Annotated in this window: 11 protein-coding genes and 1 riboswitch; of the genes, 4 read left to right on the forward strand and 7 right to left on the reverse strand. The window is 74.4% G+C overall.

The genetic code is table 11. The features are described 5' to 3' along the window. Positions 1-96 precede the first annotated feature (96 nt). From IF19_RS0121790 to IF19_RS0121800, 3 genes are read left to right on the forward strand one after another with little or no spacing between them, the layout of a single operon-like run. Positions 97-1,458 carry a bifunctional o-acetylhomoserine/o-acetylserine sulfhydrylase gene (locus tag IF19_RS0121790; protein ID WP_078580779.1) on the forward strand — a complete coding sequence of 454 codons (1,362 nt, stop codon included), beginning with the start codon at positions 97-99 and terminating at the stop codon, positions 1,456-1,458. Then, positions 1,455-2,684 carry a homoserine O-acetyltransferase MetX gene (metX, locus tag IF19_RS0121795; protein WP_078580781.1) on the forward strand — a complete coding sequence of 410 codons (1,230 nt, stop codon included), beginning with the start codon at positions 1,455-1,457 and terminating at the stop codon, positions 2,682-2,684. Before IF19_RS0121790 ends, metX begins: the two co-directional genes overlap by 4 nt. Next, positions 2,681-3,934, forward strand: coding sequence for a sulfite oxidase (locus IF19_RS0121800; RefSeq protein WP_030276762.1), 1,254 nt, complete (start codon positions 2,681-2,683; stop codon positions 3,932-3,934). The genes metX and IF19_RS0121800 overlap by 4 nt, the downstream gene beginning before the upstream one ends. A 48-nt stretch (positions 3,935-3,982) precedes the next feature. Here IF19_RS0121800 and IF19_RS0121805 read toward each other — a convergent pair whose 3' ends face one another. After that, positions 3,983-4,693 carry an adenosylcobinamide amidohydrolase gene (locus tag IF19_RS0121805; protein WP_078580782.1) on the reverse strand — a complete coding sequence of 237 codons (711 nt, stop codon included), beginning with the start codon at positions 4,691-4,693 and terminating at the stop codon, positions 3,983-3,985. 282 nt (positions 4,694-4,975) lie between these two features. Between IF19_RS0121805 and IF19_RS0121815 the strand changes: the two genes are divergently transcribed. Continuing rightward, positions 4,976-5,968 carry a PRC and DUF2382 domain-containing protein gene (locus IF19_RS0121815; RefSeq protein WP_030116762.1) on the forward strand — a complete coding sequence of 331 codons (993 nt, stop codon included), beginning with the start codon at positions 4,976-4,978 and terminating at the stop codon, positions 5,966-5,968. A 104-nt stretch (positions 5,969-6,072) separates the two neighbouring features. Here IF19_RS0121815 and IF19_RS0121820 read toward each other — a convergent pair whose 3' ends face one another. The 6 genes from IF19_RS0121820 to IF19_RS0121845 form a co-directional block, all read right to left on the reverse strand. Beyond that, on the reverse strand, positions 6,073-6,852 hold the full coding sequence (locus tag IF19_RS0121820; protein ID WP_030116761.1) for an ABC transporter ATP-binding protein: 780 nt from the start codon (positions 6,850-6,852) through the stop codon (positions 6,073-6,075). Further along, on the reverse strand, positions 6,849-7,994 hold the full coding sequence (locus IF19_RS0121825; RefSeq protein ID WP_030189907.1) for a FecCD family ABC transporter permease: 1,146 nt from the start codon (positions 7,992-7,994) through the stop codon (positions 6,849-6,851). The genes IF19_RS0121820 and IF19_RS0121825 overlap by 4 nt, the downstream gene beginning before the upstream one ends. Before the next feature lie 17 nt (positions 7,995-8,011). Continuing rightward, entirely contained in the window at positions 8,012-9,058 is a 1,047-nt protein-coding gene (locus IF19_RS0121830; RefSeq protein ID WP_030116759.1) for an ABC transporter substrate-binding protein, read from the reverse strand. A 60-nt stretch (positions 9,059-9,118) separates the two neighbouring features. Beyond that, positions 9,119-9,305: riboswitch (cobalamin riboswitch) on the reverse strand. A 152-nt stretch (positions 9,306-9,457) separates the two neighbouring features. Continuing rightward, positions 9,458-10,684 (reverse strand): beta-ketoacyl-[acyl-carrier-protein] synthase family protein, encoded by a 1,227-nt coding sequence (locus IF19_RS0121835; protein WP_030116758.1) that lies wholly within the window; start codon positions 10,682-10,684, stop codon positions 9,458-9,460. After that, complete coding sequence (locus IF19_RS0121840; protein ID WP_030116757.1) at positions 10,681-10,956, reverse strand: acyl carrier protein; 276 nt, start codon at positions 10,954-10,956, stop codon at positions 10,681-10,683. The genes IF19_RS0121835 and IF19_RS0121840 overlap by 4 nt, the downstream gene beginning before the upstream one ends. 104 nt (positions 10,957-11,060) lie before the next feature. Next, positions 11,061-13,085: an acyl-CoA dehydrogenase family protein gene (locus IF19_RS0121845; protein ID WP_030116756.1), complete on the reverse strand. Its 2,025-nt coding sequence runs from the start codon at positions 13,083-13,085 to the stop codon at positions 11,061-11,063. Between the last annotated feature and the right edge of the window lie 21 nt (positions 13,086-13,106).

Here is a 13,106-nt window from a genome sequence, read left to right on the forward strand (position 1 = left end):
GCGGGTTCATGGCCATGCGGACGAGGCGCTTTCGGGGTGCGGCCCGGTGGCCTACGGTCCGTATCCAGACCGTCACCGCCCCGTGCGAGGAACCACATGAGCCAGCCGCTCGACTCCGTCACCGCAGGCCACACCCCCGAGGACCAGGACCGCGACGTCCCGGGAGCCGCCTGGTCGTTCGAGACCAAGCAGATCCACGCGGGCGCCGTCCCGGACCCGGCGACCGGCGCCCGCGCGGTGCCGATCTACCAGTCGACGTCCTTCGTCTTCCGCGACACCCGGCACGCGGCCGACGTGTTCTCCCTGGCCGAGCCGGGCAACATCTACACCCGCATCCACAACCCCACCCAGGACGTCCTGGAGCAGCGTATCGCCGCGCTGGAGGGCGGCGTCGCGGCCGTCGCGCTGGCCTCGGGGCAGGCCGCCGAGACGCTGGCGATCCTGACGCTGGCCGGGGCCGGGGACCACATCGTGTCCTCCCCGTCGCTGTACGGGGGCACCTACAACCTCTTCCGGCACACGCTGCCGCGCTTCGGCGTCGAGGTGACGTTCGTCGAGGACCCCGAGGACGTGGAGGCGTGGCGGGCGGCGGTGCGGCCGAACACGAAGGCGTTCTTCGCCGAGACGCTCGGCAATCCGCGCGGTGACGTGCTGGACGTGCGGGCCGTCGCGGACGCCGCGCACGGGGCCGGGGTCCCGCTCATCGTCGACAACACGGTGCCGACCCCGTTCCTGCTGCGGCCGATCGAGCACGGCGCGGACATCGTGGTCCACTCGGCGACCAAGTTCCTCGGCGGCCACGGCACGACGATCGGCGGGGTGGTCGTGGACGCCGGGACGTTCGACTTCGGGGCGCACCCCGAGCGGTTCCCCGAGTTCCACGAGCCCGACCCGAGCTACCACGGGCTGCGCTACTGGCCCGACCTCGGCCCGAGCGCGTTCGCGGTGAAGCTCCGGGTGCAGCTGCTGCGCGACCTGGGTCCCGCGCTGTCGCCGCACTCGGCGTTCCTGCTGCTCCAGGGCATCGAGACGCTCAGCCTGCGACTGGAGCGGCACACCGCCAACGCGTCGGAGCTGGCCCGCTGGCTGGAGCGGCGCGACGAGGTGGCGGCCGTGCACTACGCGGGTCTGGAGTCGAACCGCTGGTACGAGGCCGGGCAGCGCTACCTGCCGCGCGGCGCCGGGGCCGTGCTGGCCTTCGAGCTGACGGGCGGGGCCGACGCGGGCCGGCGGTTCGTGGACGCCGTCGAGCTCTTCAGCCACCTCGCCAACATCGGTGACGTACGGAGCCTGATCATCCACCCGGCCTCCACCACGCACAGCCAGCTCACCGAGGAGCAGCTGATCGCCACCGGGGCCACGCCCGGCCTGGTGCGTCTCTCGGTGGGGCTGGAGAACGTGGACGATCTCAAGGCCGACCTGGAAGCGGGCTTCCGGGCGGCGAAGGCGGCGTCCTGAACCGTTCGGCCCCGCACCACGCGCTTCCCCTTCCGCCCGCCTCCGGCGGCCGGCGGGAGGGGGATCCGCCCGGTCGTCGCCGCTGGGCGGCGATCGGCGACCCGCTGCCCCTGGAGTCCGGCGTCCGGCTGCCGGGGGTGCGCCTGGCGTACGAGACCTGGGGGCAGCGGGCTGCGGACGGATCGAACGCCGTGCTGGTGCTGCACGCGCTGACGGGCGACAGCCATGTGGCGGGCCCCGCCGGTCCGGGCCACCCGACGCCCGGTTGGTGGGACGCGCTCGTCGGTCCGGGCCGTCCGCTCGACACCGAGCGCTGGTTCGTCGTGGCGCCCAACGTCCTGGGCGGCTGCGGGGGCAGCACCGGCCCCTCCTCCCCCGGCCCCGACGGCGCGCCGTGGGGGTCCCGCTTCCCGCGCCTGAGCGTGCGCGACCAGGTGGCGGCGGAGGCGGCGCTCGCCGACGCCCTGGGGATCGACCGGTGGGCGGCCGTCGTCGGCGGGTCGATGGGCGGCATGCGGGCCCTGGAGTGGGCGGTGGGCAGGCCGGAGCGCACCGGTGCGCTGCTCGTGCTCGCCGCCCCGGCCGCCGCCTCCGCCGAGCAGATCGCCTGGGGGACGGTGCAGACCGGCGCGATCCGTTCCGACCCGGGGTGGCGGGGCGGCGACTACCACGGGGCCGCCCCGGGCGACGGCCCGCACCGGGGCCTGGGGCAGGCGCGCCGCATCGCCCACATCACCTACCGGAGCGAACCGGAGCTGGCCGCCCGCTTCGGCCGGGAGCCGCAGCCCGGTGAGGATCCGGCACGCGGGGGCCGCTACCGGGTGGAGTCCTACCTCGACCACCACGCGGACAAGCTGGTGGCCCGGTTCGACGCCGGGAGCTATGTGACGCTCACCGAGGCGATGAACGGGCACGACGTCGGGCGGGGACGGGGCGGGATCGCCCGCGCCCTGCGCCGCGCGGAGCTGCCCGCCCTGGTCGCGGGCGTCGACTCGGACCGGCTGTACCCGCCGGCGCAGCAGGAGCTGCTGGCAGAGCTGCTGCCGGGGGCGGACGGTGCGCGTACCGTCGTCTCGCCCTGCGGGCACGACGGGTTCCTCGTCGAGACGGAGCAGGTGGGCGCGCTCGTACGGGAGTTGCTGGCGCGGGCGCCGCGGCCCCGGCGCCGTTCCGGCTCCCTCTTCTCCCTCCCCTCACATCACCTGACCCCCGAGGAGCGTTCATGAGCCCGGCACCGACCGAGGACGCCTACGACCGGATGCGGACGCGGCAGTGGTCCCGTGGCCGGGCCCGATCCGCCGGGATCGAGCGCCGCGAGCTGCTGAAGCTGGTCGCGGCGGCCTCGGCCGCCGTGCCGTTGGCCTCGCTCGCCGCTCCGGCGCGGGCTGCGGGCGGGCTGCCCGGGGTGGTGAAGCCGCTGCCGCCGGAGCTGTTCACCGTGCGCGGCACCAACGCGGAGACGAACTTCGCCGCGCTGCGGGGCACCGGCCCGCTCACCACGGCCGACCGGTTCTTCGTCCGCAACCACACGGCCACCCCGCGCATCGACCGGGACGCCTGGCGGCTGACGGTCTGGGGCGACGGACTGCGCGGCGGGCCGGTGGAGTTCGGCTTCGCGGATCTGCTGGGGCTGCCGGCGGTGACGCGTACGGCGTTCGTCGAGTGCGCGGGCAACGGGCGCGCCTTCTTCACCTCGCAGCAGGGCCAGGCGGTCACCGGCACCGCGTGGACGCTCGGCGCGATCGGGACGGCGCGCTGGCGCGGTGTGCGGCTGGCGGACGTGCTGCGCCGGGCGGGCATCGGGCGGCACGCGGTGGACGTGCTGCCGCGCGGTCTGGACGCCGAGGTCGTCACCGACGGGGTGAACCTGGGCCGGGTGCGCCGCCCCCTGCCGGTGGCGAAGGCGCTGGACGACGTGCTGCTCGCGTACGAGATGAACGGTGAGCCGCTCCCGCCCGACCACGGGCTCCCGGTGCGGCTGATCGTGCCGTCCTGGGTGGGCATCGCCAACATCAAGTGGGTCGGCGACATCGAGGTGAGCGCCGAGCCGCTGCTGACGCCGTGGAACACCGGTCTCTACCGGCTGTTCGGCCCCGGGCACCCGCCCGAGGGCAGCGCGCCGCTGACCCGGCAGACGTTGAAGAGCGCGTTCGAGCTGGCCCCGGGGGCCGTGTTCCCCGCTCACCGGCGGGCGCTGCTGACCGGTCGTTCCTGGTCGGGCGGGGCTCCCGTACGGACCGTGGAGGTCAGCACGGACGGGGGTTCGCACTGGCGCAGGGCCCGGTTGCGGGACGTGCCGCGGGCCGGGAGCTGGGTGCGCTGGACGGCGGACTGGGTGCCGAGGGAGCGGGGGCCCGCGGTGCTGCTGGCGCGGGCGACGGACCGTTCGGGGCGCACCCAGCCGGTGGCGACCGCGCACAACACCCAGGGCTATCTGTTCGACGCGGTGGTGCGGCATCCGGTGACGGTGGGCTGAGTCCGGTGCCGCATGGAGGCGGCCCGCCGTCACGCCCGCCCGGGGCGTTCAGCGCGCCGGGCGCGCTCCCGCGAGTGCGGCTCCGTGCACGGCGCGGGCGATGCGCGCGCCCCAGGTCGAGCGGGGTCCGGCGAAGGGTTCGCCGCCCTCGGGCCCGGGTTCGGGGGCGATCACGCACACCGCGTCCGTGGGGGTGCCCGAGCAGTCCAGTCCGGCGTCGAGGAGCGCCTGGACCTTGGCCTCGGTGGCGGTGGCGACGGCGTTGACGAGTGCGGCGTCCGAGAGCGGCACGGGCACCGCGACGACGATGTTGACGGTGCCGGGCCGGAACGGGGCCGCCGGGACGTCCACCGGCGCTTCCCCGGACCGACGGCCGGTCTCGGGGGCCGCCGCCCAGCCCCGTACGCCGAGGCCGGTGGTGACGGTCGCCGTGACGCCGCCGTCGTGCGCGCTCGTGTACGCGGCGACCTCGGCGGCCGTCATGAGTCCGGCGCCCTGGCCCGTGAGCCCTTCGGCGGCGGCGATCTCGGCGAGGTGGCGGTCCGGGTCCAGGCGCGGGTAGCCCCCGGGGACCTGGGCGTTGAGGACCCAGGCGCGGGGGCCGATGCCGCCGCCGAGGACCGCGCTGCTGCAGACCCGGAAGCCGGGCCCCAGCCGCCACAGGAGGTGGTGGAGGCGGTGGCCGTCCTCGTGCCGGTCGTGGAGGTCCGCGCGCGGTTCGCCGCGTTGCGCGGGCGGCCGGAGCCGTACGGAGGAGATGGCGCACCCCTGGTGATTCGGTGGGTCGTGGGAGGCACGCGTCCTCGCGGCCCTGGCCCGCAGATCCTACGCGGGACGCCCTCACTCACCCGTTCGGCCTAACCGGTTCCGGGGCGGCCCGGTGCCGCCGGGCAAGGGCCCACGGGCCGTACCGGGCTTCCGGGGCGGAGATCCGGGTGGGCGGGCGGTTGCACCGGCCCGGCGGGTGGGGCGCGATGGAATCCGGACGCGCCACCTCTGGTGGAGCCACCCACAGGGCGTGCCCGAGAGGAGGGACCGGTTATGGGAGCCGCTGACGGATTCACGGATTCCGGAGAGCTCGACGGTCTGACCGTGTACGACAACGACGGCGAGAAGGTCGGCAGCGTCGGCCGGGTGTATGTCGACGACGACACCGGCAAGCCCGACTGGGTCACGGTCAAGACCGGCCTGTTCGGCATGAAGGAGAGCTTCGTCCCGCTCGCCGGAGCCCGTCGAGTGGGCTCCGACCTCCACGTCGCCCATCCGAAGGAGAGCGTCAAGGACGCGCCCCGGGTGGACGCGGACGCGCACCTCTCCGTGGCCGAGGAGGAGGAGCTGTACCGCCACTACGGCCTGACCAGGAAGTCCGGCAACCTCGGTGGGAACCGGCCGCAGGGCTCGGACGCGCCGACCGCCGCCGGGACCGGGGCGATGGGTGCGGCGGGCGCCGCGGGCACGGCACGCGGGACCGGTACGGCCCCCGGCGCCAAGGCGACCGGCAAGGCGACCACGACGGGAGCCGCGGGCACGGCCGGCACGGGCGGGCACCGCGACACGGACGCCTCCGCACGCCCGCTGGCGGGCGCCGGGGCGGGCACGTCCCGCGCGGCCGACATGAGCGGCCGGGAGGAGATGGTCCGCTCCGAGGAGCAGCTGCACGTCGGCACGGAGGAGTACGAGAGCGGCCGGGCCCGGCTGCACAAGTACGTGGTGACCGAGGAGGTCACCCGAACCGTGCCGGTCTCCCACGAGGAGGTCCGGGTGGTCCGCGAACCGCTCCAGCCCGGTGACAAGACCGCCGGGACCACGGACTTCGGAGAGCAGGACGTCGAGGTCACGCTGCACGCGGAGCGCGCCACCGTGCGCAAGGAAGCCGTGCCGGTGGAGCGGGTCCGGCTGGAGACCAACCGGGTGACCGAGCAGAAGGAGGTCTCCGCCGAGGTCCGCAAGGAGAAGATCGACTACGCGGACGGGACGGAGATGGGCAAGGGCAAGGACGGCGGTGGCGAGTTCGGCCAGGGGCGACGCCGCTGACCTCGCTCTCCATCGGTGGCCGGCAGGCCGCTCCCACGTCCTCGGCCGCCGGGCGGGCCCGTTCCACGGGTCCGCCCGGCGGCTTGTCCGGGGGCGGACGGCCGTCAGCGGCGCGGCAGGAACCGCACCGAGGGGCGGCCGTCCGGTCCGTCGGGGGTGACGACCGCGCGGACGCCGTAGACGTCCTGGATCAGCTCCTCGGTGATGACCTCGGCCGGGGTGCCGCCGGCGACGACCCGGCCGGCCCTCATCACGGTGATCCGGTCGCAGAACATCGCTGCGAGGTTGAGGTCGTGCAGGGCGACGACGCTGGTCACGGGGAGTTCGGCGACCAGCGCGAGCAGGTCGAGCTGGTGCTGGATGTCGAGGTGGTTCGTCGGTTCGTCCAGGAGCAGTTCGCGGGGCTGCTGGGCGAGGGCGCGGGCGATCTGGACGCGTTGGCGTTCGCCGCCGGACAGGGTGTGCCAGGACTGTCCGGCGCGGTCCGTGAGCCCCGTGCGGCGCAGGGCGTCCGTGACGGCGTCGTCGTCCGTGCGGTCCGGGGCGGACCAGGCGCGGCGGTGCGGGATGCGGCCGAGGCGTACGACGTCGAGGACGCTGAGGTCGACCTGGGTGACCGCGTGCTGGTCGACGACGGCGATACGGCGGGCGACGGTGCGGCGGCCGAGGGCGGCGAGGGGGTCGCCGTCCAGGGTGACGACGCCGGTGTCCGGGGCGAGGAGGCCCGCGAGAACGCGGAGCAGGGTGGACTTGCCGGAGCCGTTGGGGCCGAGGAGCCCGACCGTGGCGCCGGGCGGCGGGGTGATGTCCACGCCGTCGAGGATCAGCCGGCCGCCCGCCGCACGGCCGACGCGGTCGGCGCGCAGGCCCGTGGTGACGCTCATGAGGTGCTCCGGGTGCGGTACAGGACGAGGACGAAGGCGGGGACGCCGATCAGCGCGGTGACGACGCCGACCGGTACCTCCTGCGGGTCGAGGACGGTCCGGGCCAGGGTGTCGACCCAGACCAGGAAGACCGCTCCGGCGAGCGCGGTGACGGGGAGCAGCCGGCGGTGTCCGGAGCCGGTGAGGGCGCGGGCGGCGTGCGGCAGGACCAGGCCGACGAAGCCGATCGCCCCGGCCGCGCTGACCAGGGCCGCGGTGAGCAGCGCCGTGGTGCACAGCAGCACGATCCGGGTGCGGGCGACGTTCACGCCGAGCGCGGCGGCGGCGTCCTGGCCGAAGGCGAAGGCGTCGAGCGTACGGGCGTGGGCCAGGCAGACCGTCAGGCAGCCGGCGAGGACGGCGGCGCAGACGGCGACCTCGCTCCAGCCGACCCCGCTGAGCGAGCCGAGCAGCCAGAACAGCACACCCCGGGTCTGTTCGGCGTCTGCTGAGGTCATCACGACGAACGAGGTGAGCGCCGAGAAGAGCTGCATCGCGGCGACGCCGGAGAGGACGACCCGGTCGGTGGAGCCGCCGAGGGTGTGGCTGAGCAGCAGCACCAGGCCGAACGAGCACAGCGCCCCCACGAACGCCCCGGCCGACAGGGAGACCGCTCCCCCGCCGACGCCGAGGACGACCACGACGACCGCTCCGGTCGAGGCCCCGGAGGAGACGCCGAGGACGAAGGGGTCGGCGAGCGGGTTGCGCAGCAGGGACTGCATCACCGTGCCGCACACCGCGAGCCCGGCCCCGCACACGGCGGCCAGGAGGGTGCGGGGCATCCGGAGGTTCCAGATGATGCCGTCCCGGATCGGGCTGAGGTCGCTGGATCCGAACCCGAGGTGCGCGGCGACGGCGGACCAGACGTCGGGCACGGAGATCCGGGCGGGGCCGATGGTGACGGCGACCGCGACGGAGAGCAGCAGGAGCAGGACGCCGCCGGCCCAGAGGAGCACGGCGAGCGGCGCGCCGCCACGCGGCGCTCCCGACCGGCTGCCCGCGCGGGCAGCCGGTCGGGGCGGGAGGGCCCGGTCGCCCGGCGCCGGGCGCGGGGCGCCGCCGCTCCCGGAGGCCGGTTCGCCGCCGGGCGGGGACTTCTCCACCGCGCGGTTCCCGGTGCTCACTCCGTGAACCCGAAGTCGCGCAGTCCGGCCGCGACGAGCTCCAGTCCCTCGACGGTCCGGATGGTGGGGTTCATGGCCTGTCCGCTGAGGAGCACGTAACGGCGCTTCTTGACCGCGTCCATCGTCCTGGTGACCGGGTTGGACTCCAGGAACTCGATCTTCTTGGCGGCGCTCTCGGCGGTCTGCGTGGTCCGGGTGAGGTCGCCGATGACCAGGACGTCGGGGTTGCGGTCGGCGACGGTCTCCCAGCTGATCTGCGGCCATTCCTCGTGGGTGTCGTCGAAGACGTTCTTCGCGCCCAGTTCGTTGGTGATGACGCCGGGGGCGCCGCAACAGCCCGCGAGGTAGGGGGCCTTGGAGTCGGAGAACCAGTAGAGGAGGGACGCGTCGGAGGCGTCGACGCCCTTCTTGGCCTTCTCCACCCGTGCCCGGAGGTCTCCCACCAGCTTCTCGCCGCGCTCGGGGACGCCGAACACGTGGGCCAGCTCGTTCACTTCGTCGTAGACGGTGTCCATCGTCAGCGGTGCGGTACGGGCTCCGTCGCCGCCGCCGCTGTTGTCCTTGGCGGTGCAGTCGGCGGGCGAGACGTAGGTGGGGACGCCGAGCTTCTCGAACTGCTCGCGGGGCGCGACGCCGCCCTTGGCGAGGGTGGAGGTGAAGGACGCGGAGAGGAAGTCGGGTTCCTTGTCGAGGACCTTCTCCGAGGAGGGGCGGTTGTCGGAGATCCGCTCGACGCCGGCGTTCGCCTTCTCCAGCCCCTTCATGACGGGGTCGGTCCAGGTGGCGGTGGCGGCGAGCCGGTCGGCGAGGCCGAGGGAGAGCAGGATCTCGGTCGAGCCCTGGTCCACGGAGACGGCCCGCTCGGGCGGGGCCTGGACGGTGACGGTGCGCCCGCAGTTCTCGAGGGTGAGCGGGAATCCGTCGGCGGTGCCGCCCCCGGCGGCCTTGCCGGTGTCCCCACCGCCGCAGGCGGTCAGTGCGAGGAGTCCCGCCGCGAGCAGGGCGGCGGTGCGTATCGGGGCGCGGGTGGCTGTGGGCAGCACGGAGGACCTCGGTGTCTCTGGGTCCTGTCGCGGAACCCGTCGTACGGTTCCCGTGCCCGGGTACGGGCGCGGGCGCCAGCAGGTCTTCGGACTCGGGTTCGTCCGGGCGGGACGCCTTCCCGGAGCGCGGGCGCGCTCCAGTGGCCGTGGCCCCGCCCGTCCCCCTCACCGCTGCGCGTCAGTTCCGGATTCGCACCGGATTCCCTGACCCCGTCGCTGGGGTTCGACTGGCCCCGGCAAGCTATCACGCGCGTTCGCGCAGATCGGAGGGGGTGCGTCGGCCTCCGTACGCGTGGGGCCGGTGCGGCGTGGGATCGGCCCGCCGCACCGGCCCGAGGGGTTCCGCCCGGGTGCCGGGGTCCGTGGTTCACCCGGCCCGGGGGTGGTGGAAGCCGGTGGTCAGGAGGTGGCCTGGAGGGCGATCACCGCGTTCTGGCCGCCGAAGCCGAAGGAGTGGCTGACGGCGCGCCGTACGGTGGCGGCGCGCGGGGCCTTGGTGACGCAGTCGATGTCGAACCCGGGCTCGGGGGCGTCCAGGTTCGCGATCGGCGGGATCTCCCCGTGCTGGAGCGTGAGGACGGTCAGCCCCGCTTCGACGGCGCCGGCCGCTCCCATGCAGTGCCCCAGGACGCCCTTGGGGGCGGTGACCGGGGGACGGTGCGGGTAGGCCCGGCTGATCAGCGCGGCCTCGGTGGCGTCGTTGAGGGGGGTCGACGTCCCGTGCGCGTTGACGTGGTCGACGTCCTCGGCGCGCCAGCCCGCGTCGCGCAGCGCCGCGTCGACGGCCGCCCGCGCCACCGACCCGGAGGGGTGGGGGCTGGTGGGATGGTGGGCGTCGGTGGTGGCGCCGGTTCCGGCGATCAGCGCCCGGGGGGCGGCTCCTCTGGACCGGGCGTCCTCGGCCCGCTCCAGGACCATGATGGCGGCGCCCTCGCCCATGACGAGCCCGGTCCGGTCGGCGGCGAAGGGGCGGCAGAGCCGGGCGGGGTCCCCGTCCCGCGGCGCCGCCGCGCCGGAGCGGCCGAAGCCGGTCATGGCGATCGGGAAGACGATCGACTCGGTGGCCCCGGCGATGGCGATGTCGCAGTGGCCCAGGGTCAGCATGTCCCGGGCGACCGAGAGCGCGGTCACCCCGGACGAGCAGGCCGTGCACGGGGCGAGGCTGGGGCCGGTGGCCTTCATGTCGATGGCGATCTCGGCCGCGGGCATGCTCGGGATGGTCAGCAGGATGCCCGAGGGCGAGGTGGCCTCGGGGCCGCGCCGCTCCAGCGCGACGGCCTGTTCGGTGAGTCCGGCGGATCCTCCGCTGCTGGTGCCGACGACGACGGCGACGCGGGCGCCGTCCCAGTGCGCGGGGTCGAGCCCGGCGTCGGCGACCGCCTCGCGGGCGGCCAGCAGGGCGAACTTGACGTAGCGGCCCATCCGGAAGGCGGTCCGGCCGCCGACCGCGTCGTCGAGGTCGATGCCGGTGACCGTACAGGCGAAGTCGACGGCACAGCCGTGCAGTTCGGGAACGGTCGCGGCGGGCGAGACGCCGGCGCGGACTCCGTCCCAGGTGGTGTCCGTGGTGTGGCCGACCGGGGTGATCATGCCCAGCCCGGTGACGGCGATGGCGGGTCGGTTCATCGGGTGTTGCTCACCGGAACCGTCGCTTCGGACTCCGCGCTGTCGACGGCCTCGTCGATGTACGCGGTGATGTCGGCCAGCGTGGCGTCCTTGTAGAGCTTCTCGGAGTCGGCGCTGACGCCCAGCGTCTCCTTGATGATGACGGCGAACTCGGCGACCGCGAGGGAGTCCATCTCCAGGCTGTCCATGGTGGACTCCGGAAGGATCTCGGCGGCGGGCACCTTGAACGTCCCGGTCAGTACCTCGGTGATCTTGGGGTGGATGGTCGTCATGGCGTTTCCTCTCATCGGCGTTCCACGGGGGTGAGCGAGCGTACTGCGGGGGTGGGGGAACGCGGTGGCCCACCGCCCGAAACAACTGGATGAAGATATTCCGGTTACGCCTTCGGGTGAACCGATTCGTCTGCGTCCACCTGCGGCTTCTCGAACCACCGGGCGAGCACGGACGCGGTCCCCCAGTACGCCAGCAGAACTCCCTTGGTACCGAGCGCCGCCACCTTCTCCCGCAGCGGTCGCCTCCTGCTTCCGCAGGCGGGCCGCCGGAACTCCGCGGCGCGGCCCCGGAGCCCGGTCCGGCGGCCCCGGTGCCAGGGGCCTTCGGGGTCGTCGTAGACGTCCGCGTACCGGGGGCCGGCGATCGGCCAGTCCGACATCAGGCGCTCGGGGAGGGCGAAGGTCTCCACCAGGGAGGGAGTGTGCTCGGCGACGACGGCGACGGCTTCCTCCAGCGCGTCGGGCAGGGAGGCGGCCTGATCGGCGGTCAGCCGTCCGGCGGCGAGCAGGCTGCCGCTGTTGCGGTCGATCCACCGGAGCGCGAAGAGCCGGCGCAGTTCGGTGAGGCGGGCGTGCGCCCCGCCCTCGGGCAGCCGGGCCGCGGCCTCGGCGTACGCCTCGTCCGCCTGCCGGTAGGCGTGCGCCTCGACGCCGCGCAGCGCGGCCGGGGAGGCGGCGTTCCAGCGGCCGAGCGGGTCGCCGGGCGGGGCGGCGCTCATCCGCTCGCGGGCACGGGCGAACCAGAGCTCCTCGACGGCCGCGCACAGGCGGCCGAGGAAGGCGGGGTCCGCCAGGTCTCCGGGGCCCTCGCCGGGGGGCGTCTCCTGTTCGGTGGCGCTGAAGAGCATCTCCGCCGCCGCCTTGGCGTGCACGGCGAGGTTGTCGCCCTCGGCGGTGATGGCGCCCTCGATGCCGGTGAACAGCTCGGTCATCCCGTTGTTCTCCAACAGCCCCTGGGCTCCGCAGCGTTCGCGGCACTCGACGATGACGTCCCGGGCCTGCCAGGTGATCCACCCCTTGGCGACGGCCACCAGGCGCTCCGCCTCGTCCCGGTCGGAATCCGGGGCCGCCTCCCAGCGGTCCAGGGCCCTGCGGTGCAGCAGGCTCATCGCGTACACGGTGGCCATCGCTCCGGCGAGCGGCCCGTGATGGGTGCGGTGCGCGTACACCGGGACCTGCCGGGCGGCACGCGACGCGGAGATCATGCGGTGCCCGGCGTACCGGACGGCGATCGCCAGGGTGACCCGGGCGGAGCCGACCGCGCAGGCGCTCATGGAGAGCTTGCCGGGGGTGACCCGGCCGATGGAGGCGAGGAACCTCCTTCGGCGGTTGGGCACGTGGCTGTGGAAGCGGCCGTCGTCGCCGATCCGCCCCTGCTGCCCGGAGAGCAGCGCGTCACGCGGGACGAAGCAGCGGTCGAAGGAGGTGAGGCAGTGGTCGACCGGGGAGCCCATCCGGGCGGGCAGCCGCCGTACCCGCACCCCCGGCAGGGCACGGTGGGCGTCGGTGAGCGGGGCGAGGAAGAGGAAGACCCCGTGATCGGCGCCGTCGGCGAGCAGACGGGCCGCCACCACACCGGACTTGGGGCCGCCGGCGGGGCTGGTGTTGGGCATGAACTTCTGCGCCCCGGCGTGCGGGGTGTGGAGCACGAAGCCGTCACGCTCGCGGTCGTACGTCGCGGTGGTCTCGATCGCCGCCGCGTCGTTGCCGTGTGCCACCTCCGTACAGAGGAAGGTGCCGACGCGGCGCAGGGCGAGGAAGTCGGAGAGGTCGCGCGGGGTGTCGGCGTCGTGGTCGAGGAGGCTGCCGAGGAAGAGGTTGTAGTGGATGCCCGCCACGGTGGTCAGTGCGGGGTCGACGGGTCCGAGCCATTCGTGGAGTGCGGACAGGGCGCGGGGGTCGGCGGCCACCCTCGCGCCGCTGTCCAGCGCGTTGTTGAGGATGCGCAGCCGGTGGTAGGAGAGCGCCAGTCGCTCGTCGGGGGTGCCGCCACCGGGACGGCGAAACGGTTCTGTTGTCAGCAGGCGGCGCCAGAAGCCGTGCTCCTGGAGGAAGTTGGGCCCGAAGAGCACAGCGGTCAGCAGGTCGTTCACGGACGGGGAATCCGCGTTGTTTGCAGGTACGGTCACAACAAAGTAACGATCAAGGAA

Source organism: Streptomyces californicus (assembly GCF_000717645.1).
Lineage (GTDB): Bacteria > Actinomycetota > Actinomycetes > Streptomycetales > Streptomycetaceae > Streptomyces > Streptomyces californicus.